Below are 17322 nucleotides of genomic sequence, written 5' to 3' on the forward strand. Positions count from 1 at the left end.
TCAGCGGTTATACTACAGAAAACTTCTGCTTAACATAATCATTATGGAGTTGTTCTACAACATTTCCTGCAAGATTTTCAGGAACGACTAAGCTTAATGCCATACAGCTTTGGCAACAGCAAAAGATTGGGGAAGGATAATGCCGTAATTTTTCCGTGACAGTCGTTACAACTTTTGTTGAAGCTAATCCGGAACCGATCATTGTGATTAACGCTAGATCATAGAGCATATGCACGGTGCCAATGCTTGATAACTGATCATAAAGCTCTCGAATCACATCGTCAGAAACGTCATCATCATCGGTGGTAAAGGATACTGTGCTATCTTGAGAAGTGATTAATCCAGGAAGAACATGATGGGTGTCTAGTATAGATAAAATCTTATCGAAGCCCACCGTACTTGAACCGCTGCAGTCTATCGACCATAAACGCTGATGCTGACGTAAAGACAATGCCTTTACACGGGGCTCATGACTCATAATTTTATCCATAGCATAGATCCACGTCCCCCCTTTAGATAAATCAAAAGTTGAGGTGACAAAAATCGGGATGCCAGAGCGCACACAAGGAGAAAGCATCGGTGGGTAAAGAATCTTGGCACCAAATGTGGCAAGATTCTGCATTTCTTCAAAACTCAACTCGGGAATCAGTTGAGCATCTTCAATAATTCTAGGATCCATGGTATAAATACCGTTCACATCGGTATAAATACGCACTTCCTTGGCGTGACTCATTTCTGCAATTAAAGCTCCGGAATAATCGCTACCCCCGCGACCCAATAGTGTGGTTTCCCCAGCAGCATTTGCTCCTATGAATCCCTGGGTAATGTAACAAACATCACTTCGGAAATTGAGAGCATGCCAATTCTCACGCATACGCGGAATGTCAGGAGTTGCGCAACTATACTCACCGTCTGTTAATATCACGGTTCTAGCTTCCAAAAACTCTAAAGAAAAATCATGACTACAACAAAAAGCATGGAATAGGGAGGCTGATATGTCCTCTCCTATAGCAAGAATTTCTGCGCGATCACGCAGGGATATTTTTTCCTTATGCATACAACGTTGTAACTTCTCCATCCAAGGAGCTATAGAGAAGGTGAGTTGTAGATCATGAATGATTTCATTATGTTTGTTTGCTATATCCAAAATGATATGTTCCCGATATTCACTAGAAACGGAACAAAACATATCCAAAAGATCCGTAATACCGGCTACAGCACTGACAACAATGAACCACGGCGTATCTTTATGAACAATATCATAAACCTTTCTGATACTTTCGGCGGTTCCTAAACTCGTCCCACCAAATTTATAGACTACTGGGGGCATGCATATTCTCCAGAATTCTGAAAACAGTAGTTCTGCATATTCATCAATAAAGCTCCCGCAGCACCTCGGACAAGATTATGTATCAATACATTCATCTTTATTGTTCGGGCATCTCCTCCATAAGTAACGGGACCTATATGCACACGCATATCATCATCTGTGAGATCTTTTCTTGCCTGTGGATGCCAAGGAGAATCGTAAAGTTGGTACGTTTCGGGAAATTCTGCATTCTTACGGTGATAAATATGAAGAATGTCTTCTATATCTACAGCATGATGAAAAGTTACGTGCAAGGTCAATGTATGCCCATAAATTACAGGAACACGATGCACAGTAACCGTTATAGGAAAATCTGCAGGTTTTTCAATACTTCCTAAAATCTTTAACGTTTCTCTTAGAATCTTTTCCTCTTCCTTGACTATGTGAGGAATTGTATTTCCTAAAATATCCATGGAAGAAATCCCGGGATACCCAGCACCACTCACGGACTGCAAAGTAACAACATGTACATGACCTATACTCAATTCCATTAAGGGAGCTAAGGCTAAGGCAATACCAGAAACACAGCAATTCGAGTTTGTTATGATGTTTCCTGGAAAAGGTTGCTTATGCACAAGTTGAAAATGCTCCGGATTTACCTCGGGGATAACTATAGGAACAGAAGGGTGCATCCTATAAGCTGATGCATTAGAAAAGATCAACTTCCCCTTAGACAAGCAGTAGGATTCTAATGATTCTGCTACAACCTCTGGCACAAAAGACACGACAATATCTGACTCGACTTCTTCAATCCTACGGACAGGTACGTACCTCATGCTTTCTGGCATGGGGCCTAACGCCTCTTGCCACACACATACAGAACCATAAGTTTGACTACATTTTGTCTCGGAGGCAACAACTTCACAAATATGCCAAGGAAACCATTTATGTAAGAGAGCTACAAACTTTTGTCCAACAAGTCCAGTAGCTCCCAAAACAGCCACACGCATGTGTTGCCTCCTGAAATCATACTATATCATCCTTGATTACGAATAAAAAAGCAGGCCAATAAACCGCTAGGAAATTTAGGTTGGCGATAATGCAAAACACAGGCTTCTTATTCAGAAATCAAAGAATCTTAGAGGCCGCATTGTAATAACCGTTTTGTTTTTTAAGCAAGAACTGTTCGTTCACATAGAAACCTTTAGCCCTACTTCAGGTCCATAACACCCGGGGGGCGGAGACTCATCGATTAACCAATCTAAAATTCTTAAAGCCCCCTCGGCAAATACTGCCCTAGAAAAGACCTTATGGTGTATACTGATGTGTTCTTTATCGCTAATAAAAGCGACTTCATGTTCGCCAGAAATGTTCCCTACACGCGATACATGCAGTTCAATATTTTTTACACTATGACAACGAGACCCGATACTATACTCCTGTTGCCAGGCCTCTTGCTTAGTATGGCAGAGAATCGAGGCTAATTCTTTAGCTGTTCCGGAGACGGGATCCTTTTTTTCTCGATGATGCACTTCAGAAATTCGGATATCGTACCTATCATCAAATACCCGAGCAAGTAGACCTACCAAACGTTTTTGCACATAGGCTCCCAGACTTGTGTTTGGGCAGACCACAACAGGAACATAAGCAGCTAAACGTTGTAGTTTCTCATCTACAGAGTAAGAGGGCTCCGGCTTTGTCGTAGCAAAAATCAGGGGTTTAGGGTTAGAAAGCAAAGCAATAAGAAGTTCCTCTGAAAAAGATGAGGAAGAAAAATCTACAAGGACATCATTACTTTCTATCACGGAGTCTAAAGAATAAGGGCTTTGTCTAGAGAACCCCGGGCCTAAAGTAAAACGGTTTGATGATCTCAACAAAGAACTCAATAACGTTCCCATTCTTCCTGAACATCCGATAATACCAACACGCATACAACCTTCTAAAAATGCAGAAAAAACACGACTATTTATATCTCTACAAGGGATTAGCTTTCTCTCGACAAAAATCCTCAAGGACCCTAGAATTTTGATCTCTTTGATTCTTTCAACACGAATTATTCTTTATAATCTGTAATAGTTTATACAAGTAGAAAGCTTTTTTAAATAGGTACTAAACTATAAACTTCTATTTATTCATGACTCATCACATCGCTGCGCTACTTTCGCATTCTGAAAGTTATGCAGATGCACTATTAAATTCTCGACTTGCTTTATGGGAGGCTTATTGTCCCCAAGTTTTTTTTGAGTACTTAGATGCTCTACATTTAACTGCAGGATCAGTGATAGATATTGATCACATTCACCACACTATCCTGTCACAAACAGGATTCACATTATCCCCAGCAAAAGATTATCTCTCACCACACGACTATTTATTTGAGTTAAGTCAGCAACGGTTTCCTATAGCTAGACATATACGCAAAATGGAGAATGACAGTTTTTCGCCTCTTCCTGATCTCATTCACGATTTATTTTGCCATGTTCCATGGTTATTGCATCAAGAATTTGTAAAATTTTTCTCTTCTATGGGGAAGCTCTTTATAAAAGCTGTAGAACGGGCAAAAGCAATCTACTCTATAGAAGACCAGCCTCGAATACTTAACAGCAATGTGCTAGCAATCTCGCGGTGTTTCTGGTTTACAGTAGAAAATGGTCTTATTGAAACACAGGGAAAGAGAAAAGCCTACGGGGCTGCGATATTAAGCTCCACAGATCAGTTATCCTATACCTTTAATAACAACGTATTCGTTTCTCCATTTAAGACCGAACACATTATACAACGCCCCTGCAATCCACAATCCTTACAGACCACTTTCTTTATCATTCGTGATTTTAGCGAATTAAATGACGTTGCAGAAAAAATGCACGGATTTCTAGAACAAGGACGTCTTGATTTTATTGTCTGTGGTCCACATGACGTATACTATCAAGATATTATCTATTTTTTAAACGAACATGTCTTTTCATAAAGATAGGGTACTTTTTAACCTATCACTCACATTTTCATTGATTTTGATCTTATCAAATCTCGTCGCAGCTTCTAGGCTTGTGATTACCTCCTACTTCACGATCCCTGGAGGATTGATACTCTATCCCGCCACCTTTGTTATCTCTAATATCGTTAATGAGGTCTTTGGCCCTGAGAAAACCCGGCGTATGGTTTTGTCTGCATTTGCTGGCAACATCTTCTCATTAGTATTCCTTCATCTTGTCTCTTTTCTTCCAGCATCTTCTCCAGATATAGAGTATGCATGGCATACCCTATTTGATATTAGCCCGATAGTATTTATAGCGTCCTTTGTTTCTTTTTCAGTTTCTCAGCAACTAGAGATTCTCTCCTTTAGCTTCCTCAAATGCCGCTTTCCTACCACTCCAGCTTGGTTACGCAACAATACTTCCACTCTGCTCTCTCAAATGATCGACACGTTTATTGTAGATTTTGGCGTCATTTACCTAGGGATGCACCTCCCCTTTACCCAAACCTTACACATCATGATGTACTCTTATTTTTATAAAGTTTTCTTTAACATTCTCACCACACCCGTCTTTTATATCGGGGTAAGAAAGTCTTATGCGTCTGCAAAGATAATGTAAAATAATAAGAAGTTAATAAAAAATAAAATGATTTTTTTCCTTTAAACAACTACAATATTTGCAAAAAAAAAAATAAAATAACAGTTTTATGGCTAACTTTCTTCTTTCTCCGCCAACTACTTACCAAAGATCTATTGATACATTATACAATCCGTATAATACCTACGTTCTCGGAGCAAGAACAGTGAGTTTCGTAAATAAAAAAACACCTATTACTGGACCAGGCTCCTTTGATAACGCTTCATTTTTAAGTAAGTTAGCTAGAGTCATGCTAGCTTCTATCTGTATTATTATTACTCTAGGGTTGGTTCTATGTTGTATGTCTACACAGAACCTCTTGGACTTAGATATCCGCTGTTCTTGTATAGATGACGCAGAATATGTATATTATTACCCACCTTACCTGTATGATCCGTCTATATTTAGTCCAAAACCGGAAATTTTATTTAGTAGCTGGGACCATCTAGAGATCTCAACTCATTTGATCAGGCTGTCTGAGAAGCATTCGGATCTATTCGTGCCCTCTCTTTATACACCATCCACCTGTTTTTCTATAGAGCGCGTGGTGTTAAAAGACTTACACTTGTATGATTCCTCTACGCAAAGTGTTTTAGACCACCCCGATAGTACTCAATGTCACCACCAAAACAATTACCAAGACTATCCTCATTTAGCGGATAGGGACTGTCAAAATTTCCGCATCTACGCTTACCCATTATGGCACCACCCTAGCGCGCATAATCCAGAGGAAATGAATTCCATGATGCTATCAACAGCACGAAGGGGTTTTGCGGGTATATCTCATTGGACACTAGTCATCGTAAACTTAGACAGAAGAGAGGTTGTTTTCTTTGACAGCCTAGCGAATTTTATAAATAATCGGCTAATTGACCCGGCACTAAACTCTATAGCTACTAGATTAGGAAATGTGTATCCCGATGCCAATGGAGCGTTGTCTCCGTTTATTGTCAAAAAAGTTATAAAAACCCCTATACAACAAGACAGTACGTCTTGCGGAATTTGGCTTTCTCTATTCCTTGATAAATACTTAGACAATCCTGACTACGTGCCTCCCTTAATGGGAGGAAGACAGGCTCAATATTTCTTACAGGAATTCTTAGAAACTATTCCCCAACGCCCAATAACCCAAGCTTCTGACTGCACTCTTAACGTTCTAGGAATTACATGCGACCAAGTAGAAAACTCATCCAATATGCTATAACCATCCTCACTGTGTTTGCCTCAACTTTTGTGTTAGCAACAACACAGGAAAACCCTCCGTGTGTCATACTGACAGGAGCTTCGGGGCAACTAGGTTCAGCAATCGCCTTGTATCTTCACGAACGAGATTATTATCTCCTACTTGTAGGAAGACAACACGATAAGCTTCGGAGACTACACGAACACAACCCTAATTCTTCGACCCTAGCTATAGACTATTCTTTCCCCGGATATCTTGCAGATTATAAAAAAACTCTTAAAGAGCTCAATCGCCCTATTCAAGGGCTGATCATTTCCACACCTCGCCCTATTTGGGGAAGCATTTTACAATCCCCGGAATCTTGGGAATCTACATTACAAATAGCTTTTATCGCACAGACGGCTCTAATTCAAGCCACACTCCCCTATATGAGTTCTCCAAGTTCTATTGTGATCATAGGAGGAACGACATCTGTACAACACCTACCCGCTTACAGCCTATCCTGTGTGATTCGTCGTATGTGGACAACGTATGCTAAAGCTCTGGCTTATGAATTAGGCCCTAAAGGCATTCGTGTAAACGTTGTCTCTCCAGGAGCTGTACTCACTCCTTTTCATAAAGGTAGAATCCAAGAAAAAGCTAGGGTAAATCAATCTAGCTATACGGAAGAATATAATAAGGAGACTGAAGAAATACCTTTACGTCGTCATTGCGAATCTGAAGAGCTAGCAAAAACTATAGAGTTTCTCCTAACACCATCCTCATCGTTTATTTCAGGGGTCAATTTACTTTTGGATGGAGGGTTTACCTCTTCTCTGAACTAACTCCAGTTTTCCCACTGTCAACTGCTGCACTCTATCTAAATCAAATAAAGTGATAGGGAAGGATCCCACCCGCAGCACGACACTTTCTGTTGAACACAGGCAACCTAGTTTTCAACGAAGAAATACACGTATTTTATTCATTCATACAGACTTCCAAAAACCCGTTGTTATTGACTTTCTAGGGATTCTATGTTAACAATTTTCCCCTTTGTCTACATTGTCAACCTTTTTCTAGGAAAGCATTACTTATGGAAACACACTCTGAATTATGGTCATTAGAAGCTATTAAAGAAGTATATAACACTCCTATTTTTGAGTTAATCCATAGGGCGAACGCTATATTAAGAAGTAATTTTCCTCACTCCGAATTACAGACATGTTATCTTGTGTCGATAAAAACAGGTGGTTGCACTGAAGATTGCGCTTATTGCGCACAGTCTTCACGTTACCAAACACATGTTAAACCAGAACCAATGATGAAAATCACAGAAGTTTTGGATAGGGCAAAACAGGCTATACGTGCTGGAGCCACGCGCGTATGTCTTGGAGCTGCTTGGAGAGAAGTCAAAGATAACCATCAATTTGATCGCACGTTAGAAATGATCAAAGGCATTACCGATATGGGTGCTGAGGTATGTTGTACTCTTGGTATGCTCACTCCAAGTCAAGCAGAAAAGCTCTTTGAAGCCGGCCTCTATGCTTATAATCACAACTTAGATTCTTCTGAAGGTTTTTACAAGACAATCATTACCACACGCAAATATGAAGATCGTTTACGCACTTTGGATATCGTTGAAAAATCTGGACTTCATGTTTGTTGTGGTGGGATTATTGGCATGGGAGAGACTGTTGAAGATCGTGTCGAGCTGCTTCATAATCTCGCACGTCGAGAACGTATGCCAGAATCGGTACCTGTCAATGTGCTTTGGCCGATAAAAGGAACTCCCCTATACGATCAAGCATCGATATCTTTTTGGGAGATCTTACGTACGATAGCTACAGCACGTATTGTGTTTCCCCAATCCATGGTACGCCTGGCCGCAGGACGTGCTTTTCTTTCTGTGGAACAACAAACTCTATGTTTCATTGCCGGAGCGAATTCGATTTTCTATGGTGAGAAACTCCTCACTGTAGATAACAACGATATGGATGCAGACACTGCCATGTTGAATTTACTTGGCATGCGCCACCGTCCATCATTTTCAATGGAAAGAGGGCAACCATGCCAATCTGTGACCTGTTAGAACAAAGATTAGAAAAACAAAAACAGAAAAAGATTCACCGCACATTAAAAACTGTCTCTGCTTCTATAGATTTCACGTCTAATGATTATCTTGGCTTTGCTAAATCTTTAGAGTTAAAACAAAGATTTTCTCATGCATGGGATTGTATGCATTCCCTGGGTTCTACAGGATCGCGTCTCCTCACAGGGCAATCTCTCCTAATAGATCGTGTAGAACACGACATTGCTGACTATCATCATATGGAAAGTGCTTTAGTTTTTAATTCTGGATACATGGCCAATCTCGGATTAATTTCAGCACTAGTTTCTAAAGAAGACCGTGTAATCTACGATATCTATATCCACGCTTCTATCCATGATGGCATTCGCCTTGCGCAAGCCCAGGGGATCCCTTTCCGTCATAATGATATGCAACATTTAGAAAAGCGTTTATCACAACCGCACGGTGGACAAACCTTTGTTTGCGTAGAATCGGTATATTCTCTTCATGGTTCAGTATCTCCCCTAAAAACTATCTGTGCTTTATGTAAAAAATACTCTGCGCATCTTCTTGTTGATGAGGCACATGCTCTAGGAGTCTTTGGCAATATAGGGGAGGGATTCGTCACTTCTTTAGGGCTTCAAAATGACGTATCTGCAACCGTATATACTTTTGGAAAAGCTTTAGGGATTCACGGTGCTGCAGTTGCCGGAAAAGCTCTGCTTAAAGACTACCTCATTAATTTCTCTCGTCCCTTTATTTATACCACGGCTCTGCCTCCCCATGCGTTTGCATTGATCCAATTAGCCTATCAATATAACGAAAAAGCGCATGTCCTTAGAGAAAATCTCCAACAACTGATCTCTTATTTCCGAGCAAAAGCACAAGACATGGGGTTACCTATGTTTAAAGACAATAGCAAGACGCCGATTCAGTCCTTATGTATACCAGGAAGCACTCAAGTACGCGAAGCAGCAAAAACACTGCAAGATTTTGGCTTTGATGTTCGTCCTATTGTCAGTCCCACTGTAAAACAAAAAGAAGAATTATTACGGATCTGTCTTCACTCGTTTAATACCCAAAGTGAAATCACAGAATTCTTGAATAAATTATACGCAGTTCAAAAAGGCTTATGCATATTATCATAGCAGGAATTGATACAGACGTCGGCAAGACATTCGTTAGCGCCATCTTAACGGTCCTACTTCAAGCAGAATATTGGAAGCCTATACAATCTGGCTCCTTAAACCACTCTGATAGTGCCATAGTTCATGCACTCTCAGGAGCCCGCTGCCACCCAGAATCTTACCGATTTTCTCATGCTCTAGCAGCCCACCAAGCAGCTCAAATCGATAATATTACTATGCATCAAGAAACGATCACTCTGCCAAAAACAGATGCTTCTCTCATTATTGAAACTTCAGGAGGATTCCTCTCCCCCTGCACACATGATTCTTTACAGGGTGATGTTTTTGCGCAATGGCCGTGCCATTGGGTGCTGGTGAGCAAAGCCTATTTAGGAAGTATCAATCACACGTGTTTAACACTAGAGGCTATGCGAGCAAGAAACCTCAGCATCTTAGGAATCATTCTCAATCAATACCCTAAGGAAGAAGAAGACTGGTTACTGCGTACGACCGGTCTGCCTTTTTTGGGACGTTTGAATTATGAAAAGAGTATTTCCAAAGCTACAGTACAAAACTACGCAAATTTATGGAAAGAAACCTGGAAATATAGAGACACACTGTTATGTTGACAGATCTAAAAAATGAGAAAAAACAATCTAAAATATGGCATCCCTTTGCTCAACCTGGTTTAGATCACAAACCTATCCACATTGTACGTGGAGAAGGTGCTTATCTCTATACACAATCGGGAACTGCTTATCTTGACGCTATTTCTTCATGGTGGTGTAATCTTCATGGTCACGCTCATCCCTATATTGCGCAAAAAATCTCAGAACAAGCATACCAACTTGAGCATGTAATTTTTTCTAATATCACACATACTCCCGCTGAAGAACTTTCTCAAAGACTTACAGAACTCCTTCCGGAGGGTTTAGAACGTTGTTTCTTCTCTGATAATGGCGCCTGTTCCATAGAAATCGCTTTAAAAATCACACTGCAATACTTGTACAATCAAGGAAGACCAAAAACACGTTTTGTGTCTTTCAAACATGGCTACCATGGGGATACTTTCGGAGCTATGTCCATAGCAGGCCCGACAGATATCAATCAACCTTTCCAATCTCTATTGTTCTCTGCGGACACTATAGATCCTCCCTACTATGGGAAAGAAGATATCTCTTTACAACAAGCAAAAGCTCTATTTTCCACAGGAGAAATTGCAGGATTTATTTACGAGCCGATCTTACAAGGTACAGGAGGCATGCGTGTGTACAATCCTGAAGGCTTAGATGCCATTTTGGCACTCGCCAAACACTATGATGTGTTGTGCATAGCCGATGAAATTCTTACAGGGTTTGGACGCACAGGACCATTGTTTGCTTCAGAGTACATGAAAACTCACCCAGATATCCTTTGTCTTTCTAAAGGATTAACAGGTGGATTTCTTCCCCTGGCTGTTACTGTAGTACGCGAAGAAATTTATCAAGCTTTTGTAGCTAAGGATCGTAGATTAGCGTTTCTACATGGCCATACCTATACAGGGAATCCCTTAGGGTGTGCTGCAGCCTTAGCATCTTTGGATCTCACATTATCTCCTCAGTGCAAACAGCAACGTGAAATGATAGAAACTTGTCATAAGCAATTCCAATCACAATACGGATCGCTATGGCAACGCTGTGATGTCTTAGGAACGGTACTCGCTGTAGATTATCCAACCAAATCTTTAGGATATTTCTCCAATTTACGTGATACCCTTTATAACTTTTTTATAGAGAATCACCTCATTCTACGCCCTTTAGGCCATACTATTTATGTCCTTCCTCCCTACTGTATCCACGAGGAAGACCTGCATCGAATTTATCATTACCTCCAGGAGATTCTATGCTTACAAATACAATAACCACCTTTGTATCTTACGCATCACGTTGGCCATCTGTCCTGAAACATATCGTTGAGGATAACGAGTTACATAGCAAGTGGGTAAATACACTATCATTTTTAGAAAACTGTGGAGCAAAAAAAATCTCCATTAGTGAGCATCCTACACAAGTAAAAAAAGAGGTATTAAAACACGCCGCTGAAGAATTCCGTCATGCGTTTTATCTAAAAACTCAAATCTCAAGAATCTCAGATCAACCTTTTCTTGATTATTCCCTAGAAAAAATGCTCGGTTCCTATAGCGTTAAGTATTACCTACATCTTCTAGATTTGCGGACATGTAAAATACTTAAAAACCGCTACCACCTTGCTGGACAAACATTGAAAACTACGGCCTACGTACTTGTGACCTCTGCTATAGAAATGCGTGCTGCTGAGCTCTACTCTATCTACCATACTATTTTGAAACAGGCAGGGAGCAAAGTCACAATAAAATCCATTATCTTGGAAGAACAAGAACACCTAGAAGAAATGGAATCAGAGTTAGCAGCATTACCACACGCCAAAGAACTGCTTTCCTATACTTGCAAAATTGAAAGCGCACTATGCTTACAGTTAGTCTCTTACTTAGAAAAACTCGTAGAGCAAACATGTAAGATTTAGTCTTCAAAAATAGAGTATATTTTCTTGGACGATAAATTAGTGTTCAGGCAAGCTTTTTGGAAAACAAAAGTAAGTTAGCCAAAATGCTTGCTTATAAGATTTCTCCCTCCTCTATATCTGGACGGGTTTCCGTCCCTCCGTCGAAGTCTCATACTCTACGAGCTATCTTTTGGGCTTCAGTAGCACAAGGTACGTCCATAATACATCATGCTCTTGCCTCTCCAGACTCAGAAGCTATGATCCAAGCCTGCAAGCAGTTGGGCGCAAAAATTCTTAAAAAATCTACACATCTTGAAATTACGGGAACACCCCACCTAATACTTCCCAAAAACACTACCATCAATGCAGGCAGTTCTGGCATCGTTTTTCGTTTCTTTACAGCACTGGCAGCAATCTTTTCCGAGAAGATCACAATTACAGAATCTTCACAATTACAACGGCGTCCCATAGCTCCCTTAATCCAAGCTCTAGAAAATTTCGGGGCTACCTTTTCCTATGAAGGAGAGCCCTATTCTCTGCCCTTCTCTGTTTTAGGGCCCATGTCTTCCGGGTATACAGAAGTTATAGGCGAGGATTCCCAATACGCCTCTGCTTTGGCTATAGCCTGTTCTTTAGCCGAAGGACCTTTTTCATTTACTATCCTCAATCCCAAAGAACGCCCTTGGTTTGCTCTTACATTGTGGTGGCTGGATTTCCTCGGTATTCCCTATGCACAATCTGAGGATACGTACTCGTTTGAAGGGAAAACTCGCCCCCAAGCATTTTCCTATACTGTCGGGGGTGATTTTAGCAGCGCTGCGTTCCTTGCAGCTGCTGCCTTACTTTCTCAATCTCCTCATCCTACCTACTTAGAAAATCTCAATATCGACGATATCCAAGGCGATAAGGAACTCTTTTTCCTTCTTAAAAAACTTGGAGCAAATATTACTTTTGAAAACAACACCATCATTATTTTCCCTTCCACATTTTCAGGAGGAAATATTGATATGGATCCTTTTATTGACGCTCTTCCTATTCTCGCTGTTCTCTGCTGTTTTGCTACTTCCTCCTCGTATCTATATAACGCTCGAAGTGCTAAAAATAAAGAAAGCGACCGCATCATTGCTATCACTCAAGAACTACAGAAAATGGGAGCTTGTATCCAACCGTGTCACGACGGTTTGCTCATCAATCCCAGCCCATTATATGGAGCTTCTATGCATTCTCATAAAGATCATAGAATTGCCATGGCCCTGTCTATAGCAGCGATGCATGCTTCTGGGGATAGCATTATCTATGATACCGATTGCGTAAAAAAAACTTTCCCGAATTTCATCCAGATTCTAAATTCCTTGCATACGAATATCCAGGAACATTATGAACATATTTCTCTGCGGCCTGCCGACAGTAGGCAAGACGTTGTTTGGCAAGGCTCTCGCTAAATATCTTTCGGTGCCTTTCTTTGATGTCGATGATTTAATCGTAAGTAACTACGGCAATAAGCTATATCCCTCGGCCTGCGAAATATTCCAGGCTATTGGAGAACAAGAGTTTACAAAATTAGAAATTGCAGCTCTCCGTTCTCCCTGCCTAGATCATAGTGTTACAGCTTTAGGTGGAGGCACTATCATGCATCAAGAAGCATGTGATATAATTAAACATCGAGGAACGCTAGTTTATCTATCCCTGCCTATGGCTCAGATTCGTGAAAGACTCTTAAAACGTGGTCTCCCTGAAAGATTAAAACGCGCTCCAAATATGGAAGAAATCTTACAACAACGTATAGAGCGTATGCAACGCATCTGTGACTATCACTTCCCTCTTGATGAGGTAAATCTTTTAGATGAACGTTCATTATTCTCTGCGTGTGAATCTTTTACTACTTTACTAAATCAATGAGAAATCGCTTTGGTTCTTTATTTTCTCTAACGACATGGGGAGAATCTCATGGACCTTGTCTTGGGGTTGTTATCGACGGGTGCCCTGCAGGGCTACAACTCTCCCCTGAAGATTTTGTTCCTGCTATGTCGCGCAGATGCCCAGGACGACCTGGAACATCTCCACGTAAAGAAGCGGACACTGTGCATATTCTTTCCGGAATCTATCAAGGCAAAACAACAGGAACACCCATTGCTCTGCAAATTTTTAATACTGATGTAAACAGCGATCCATATCGCGAACAAGACGATCGCTACCGTCCAGGACATGGACAATTTGCTTATGAGAAAAAATATGGCATTGTAGACCCCCTAGGAGGAGGCAGGTCATCCGGAAGAGAAACTGCATGCCGCGTAGCTGCCGGGGTCATCGCAGCAAAATTTCTCGCGCATTATGATATTCATTGTTTAGCTTTCTTATCTAAATTAGGACAGGTATCTATTGAGGAATATCCAAAATATTCTAAAGAATTTGCGCAAAGCATTTACAATTCGCCTTTTCTTTCTCCGCTAAACCATGACGCTATCTTTCAAATCATCACCGACCTACAAAATACACAAGACTCGTTAGGAGGTGTGGTATCTTTTATTACTTCTCCTATTCATGAAAGCCTGGGCGAACCCGTATTCAGTAAAGTACAAGCCATGTTGGCTTCTGCGTTGATGAGCATTCCGGCAGCTAAAGGATTTGAAATAGGGTTAGGATTCGCTTCTGCGGATAGGTATGGATCGGAATATATTGATCCTATTATCATCGAAGACGGAAGAATTTCCATGAGATCGAATAATTGCGGCGGATCTTTAGGAGGGATTACTATAGGAATGCCCTTAAATGGTCGGGTAGTGTTTAAACCGACATCTTCTATTCACAAACCCTGTGGCACAGTAACGAAAACTGGGGAACCTACAAGCTATGTTACGCAAAAAGGTAGTCGTCATGATCCCTGTGTTACTATAAGAGCTGTAGGTGTCGTAGAAGCCATGGTAAATCTTGTCCTAGCTGATTTGTTATTACAACAACGATGTGCGAGACTATGATCGAAAACTTGATTTCTCATCCTCATCATATCAAACTTGTGGGAGACTTCTTCAATAAAAAGTTATTTTCTTCCATATCTACAGATCATCCGCTTGTCATCCTTACCGATGTTCAAGTTGCTAAAGAAATTCTCCCTCCTATTGTAGATTTTATACATTCTTTAGACTATACGGTCGTTCCTTTATCCTTTCCTTCCGGAGAGAAAAATAAAACATGGGAAACTTTCATTTCCCTACAGAATCAGCTCATAGATCACGATATTCCTTTGGGTTCTACCATGATAGGTATTGGGGGTGGTGTAGTTTTAGACATGGTAGGATTTCTCGCTTCTACATATTGCCGGGGCATTCCGCTATTCCTAGTCCCCACAACAATGACGGCAATGATAGATGCTTGTATAGGAGGAAAAAATGGTATTAATCTACGTGGACTAAAAAATCGCTTGGGGACTTTCTATCTCCCGCAAGATGTCTGGATATGCCCTGAGTTCTTATCAACATTACCTAAGAAAGAGTGGCTCTACGGAATTTCCGAAGCGATAAAACACGGATGTATCGCTGATGCCTCTATCTGGGAGTTTCTTCATAACTACGGCGACATGCTATTTTCTTCTCGGGAAATTCTTAGTGAATTTATCAAAAGAAACTGCCTTGTTAAAGCCGCCATTGTTGCTAAAGACCCTCATGATCAACATCTAAGAAAAATACTCAATTTCGGTCATACAATTGCACACGCTATAGAAACATTATCCCAAGGCTGTCTCCCCCACGGATTGGCAGTAAGCGTAGGCATGATGATAGAAACAAAAATCTCCCTAGAATCAGGAATCATGAAGAATCCTGCTCTGCTAGAACAATTACACCATCTATCTAAACGCTTCCATTTGCCTACAACTCTTGAAGAACTACGCGATCTTATTCCTCAACATCTTCATCATGAATTTTACGATCCTGAAAATATCATCCATGCTCTTGGCTATGACAAAAAAAACCTCTCCAAAAAAGCCATCAGAATGGTTATGATGGAAGATGCAGGCAAGGCAACTTCATGTAATGGCATCTATTGTACAGTGCCAAAAATGGCTATCCTTTATGAAATTCTAAAAAGTGAATGCTATGCTATGTGCAACAATTAGTGGGCCTACGTTTGCTGAAGCTAAACAGCAACTTTTACACTCCTTACCTCTAGTCGATAGTATAGAGTTACGCATTGATTGTCTTTTATCCCTGTCTTCAAATGAACTCAAGCATCTCGTCTCCTTAGCAAAAAAACCTATTCTTACGTTAAGAAAGCACACGAGCCTTTCTGAAATAGCATGGATAGAACGTACTCTACAACTTGCAGAGTTACAGCCTGAATACCTGGATATTGACAAAGACTTCCCCAAAGAAGCTTTAGCAAAAATCCAGAAGAATTATCCGAAAATAAAAATTATTCTCTCTTATCATAGTGAAACTTCCGAACACATTCCTAATCTCTGTAAGGAAATGCTGAGGCAACAAGCCCATCATTACAAAATTGCTATTACATCAACAAAATCTACAGATACTCTCCGCTGCATACAAATAAAAAAACACCTGCCCGAAAATACCACGCTACTTTGTATGGGAAACGCAGGCATAGCCTCGCGCATCCTTTCACCATTAATGAAAAATGCGATTAATTATGCCTCTGGCATCCACGCTCCCAAAGTAGCCCCAGGACAGCTATCCATAGAAGATTTACTAGCATACAACTATACGAATCTCTCTGCAGAGGCTCGTATCTATGGTCTGATTGGTAACCCTGTAGACCGTAGCATCAGTCATCTTTCCCATAATAAATTATTTTCAGAGCTACAGCTCAACATGAGCTACATAAAAATTCTACTTGCCCCCTATGAACTGAACGAATTTTTCTCTTTAACTCGTGATCTTCCTTTTGGTGGTCTGAGTGTTACCATGCCCTTTAAAACCGCTGTTCTTGAATATATCGATATTCTTGATCCCTCTGTACAACAGTGTCAGTCTTGCAATACCTTAGTTTTCCACAATAATAAGATTGCGGGATACAACACCGATGGTTTAGGGCTACTCAATCTTTTAAAACGTAAGAACATCCCTTTACAAAACATGCATGTGGGCATAGTGGGATCTGGAGGCGCAGCAAAAGCCATAGCCACCACATTCGCGTATTCAGGAGCGCAGATTAGTATTTTCAACCGTACGAAAGCTCACGCAGAAAAACTCTCTGTGTTATGTCATGGTCAAGCTTTCCCTCTACATTCCTTATCAGAACACCACAACATCGATATTCTAATTTTATGTCTGCCTCCCGGTGTAGACATACCTGAAATCTACCCTCCTGTGATTATCGATATTAACACACTACCCAAAGAATCCCTCTACACGAAAAAAGCTAAAGAGCGCGGTTGTCAGATTCTTTACGGCTACGAAATGTTTGCTGAGCAAGCCCTCCTACAATTTTCCTTATGGTTTCCAGATAAACTCTCTCAAGAGAATAGAGAAAGATTCCGTCTGAGTGTAGAAAATATTATTAGCACTATGTAA

General features: G+C 40.6%; 17 protein-coding genes. 14 read left to right on the top strand and 3 right to left on the bottom strand.

The window, feature by feature from the left end; all coding sequences use genetic code 11:
• Positions 1-7 precede the first annotated feature (7 nt).
• From CHAB577_RS03580 to CHAB577_RS03590, 3 genes are all read right to left on the bottom strand, one after another.
• Positions 8-1330, bottom strand: a complete 1323-nt coding sequence (locus CHAB577_RS03580) for an aspartate kinase (protein ID WP_011097254.1) — start codon at positions 1328-1330, stop codon at positions 8-10.
• Positions 1318-2319, bottom strand: coding sequence for an aspartate-semialdehyde dehydrogenase (asd, locus tag CHAB577_RS03585; RefSeq protein ID WP_011097255.1), 1002 nt, complete (start codon positions 2317-2319; stop codon positions 1318-1320). The genes CHAB577_RS03580 and asd overlap by 13 nt, the downstream gene beginning before the upstream one ends.
• A 180-nt stretch (positions 2320-2499) precedes the next feature.
• Complete coding sequence (locus CHAB577_RS03590) at positions 2500-3240, bottom strand: 4-hydroxy-tetrahydrodipicolinate reductase (protein ID WP_011097256.1); 741 nt, start codon at positions 3238-3240, stop codon at positions 2500-2502.
• Between the two features lie 203 nt (positions 3241-3443).
• Here CHAB577_RS03590 and CHAB577_RS03595 point away from each other — a divergent pair, with 203 nt between their 5' ends.
• From CHAB577_RS03595 to CHAB577_RS03660, 14 genes are all read left to right on the top strand, one after another.
• A complete protein-coding gene (locus CHAB577_RS03595) occupies positions 3444-4277 on the top strand; it encodes a phenylalanine 4-monooxygenase (RefSeq protein WP_011097257.1) in 834 nt (277 codons plus the stop codon).
• Complete coding sequence (locus CHAB577_RS03600) at positions 4264-4902, top strand: queuosine precursor transporter (RefSeq protein WP_011097258.1); 639 nt, start codon at positions 4264-4266, stop codon at positions 4900-4902. Before CHAB577_RS03595 ends, CHAB577_RS03600 begins: the two co-directional genes overlap by 14 nt.
• Before the next feature lie 88 nt (positions 4903-4990).
• Complete coding sequence (locus tag CHAB577_RS03605) at positions 4991-6124, top strand: Ulp1 family isopeptidase (protein ID WP_086393214.1); 1134 nt, start codon at positions 4991-4993, stop codon at positions 6122-6124.
• Entirely contained in the window at positions 6088-6927 is an 840-nt protein-coding gene (locus CHAB577_RS03610; RefSeq protein ID WP_041461340.1) for an SDR family oxidoreductase, read from the top strand. The genes CHAB577_RS03605 and CHAB577_RS03610 overlap by 37 nt, the downstream gene beginning before the upstream one ends.
• Before the next feature lie 248 nt (positions 6928-7175).
• Positions 7176-8171 carry a biotin synthase BioB gene (gene bioB / locus CHAB577_RS03615; protein ID WP_011097261.1) on the top strand — a complete coding sequence of 332 codons (996 nt, stop codon included), beginning with the start codon at positions 7176-7178 and terminating at the stop codon, positions 8169-8171.
• Positions 8150-9298, top strand: coding sequence for an aminotransferase class I/II-fold pyridoxal phosphate-dependent enzyme (locus CHAB577_RS03620; protein WP_045071929.1), 1149 nt, complete (start codon positions 8150-8152; stop codon positions 9296-9298). Before bioB ends, CHAB577_RS03620 begins: the two co-directional genes overlap by 22 nt.
• Entirely contained in the window at positions 9283-9906 is a 624-nt protein-coding gene (gene bioD / locus CHAB577_RS03625; RefSeq protein ID WP_011097263.1) for a dethiobiotin synthase, read from the top strand. Before CHAB577_RS03620 ends, bioD begins: the two co-directional genes overlap by 16 nt.
• A complete protein-coding gene (gene bioA / locus CHAB577_RS03630; RefSeq protein WP_011097264.1) occupies positions 9900-11177 on the top strand; it encodes an adenosylmethionine--8-amino-7-oxononanoate transaminase in 1278 nt (425 codons plus the stop codon). The genes bioD and bioA overlap by 7 nt, the downstream gene beginning before the upstream one ends.
• Positions 11159-11818: a hypothetical protein gene (locus CHAB577_RS03635; RefSeq protein ID WP_011097265.1), complete on the top strand. Its 660-nt coding sequence runs from the start codon at positions 11159-11161 to the stop codon at positions 11816-11818. Before bioA ends, CHAB577_RS03635 begins: the two co-directional genes overlap by 19 nt.
• Positions 11819-11901: 83 nt before the next feature.
• A complete protein-coding gene (gene aroA, locus CHAB577_RS03640) occupies positions 11902-13239 on the top strand; it encodes a 3-phosphoshikimate 1-carboxyvinyltransferase (protein ID WP_011097266.1) in 1338 nt (445 codons plus the stop codon).
• The gene (locus CHAB577_RS03645; protein WP_011097267.1) at positions 13175-13696 is read left to right on the top strand and encodes a shikimate kinase; all 522 of its coding nucleotides are present in this window, start codon (positions 13175-13177) and stop codon (positions 13694-13696) included. The genes aroA and CHAB577_RS03645 overlap by 65 nt, the downstream gene beginning before the upstream one ends.
• On the top strand, positions 13693-14772 hold the full coding sequence (gene aroC / locus CHAB577_RS03650) for a chorismate synthase (RefSeq protein ID WP_011097268.1): 1080 nt from the start codon (positions 13693-13695) through the stop codon (positions 14770-14772). Before CHAB577_RS03645 ends, aroC begins: the two co-directional genes overlap by 4 nt.
• On the top strand, positions 14769-15908 hold the full coding sequence (gene aroB, locus CHAB577_RS03655) for a 3-dehydroquinate synthase (RefSeq protein WP_011097269.1): 1140 nt from the start codon (positions 14769-14771) through the stop codon (positions 15906-15908). The genes aroC and aroB overlap by 4 nt, the downstream gene beginning before the upstream one ends.
• Entirely contained in the window at positions 15889-17322 is a 1434-nt protein-coding gene (locus CHAB577_RS03660; protein ID WP_006344307.1) for a bifunctional 3-dehydroquinate dehydratase/shikimate dehydrogenase, read from the top strand. The genes aroB and CHAB577_RS03660 overlap by 20 nt, the downstream gene beginning before the upstream one ends.

Origin of the sequence: Chlamydia abortus (assembly GCF_002895085.1) — a bacterium.
GTDB classification, from domain to species: Bacteria; Chlamydiota; Chlamydiia; order Chlamydiales; family Chlamydiaceae; genus Chlamydia; species Chlamydia abortus.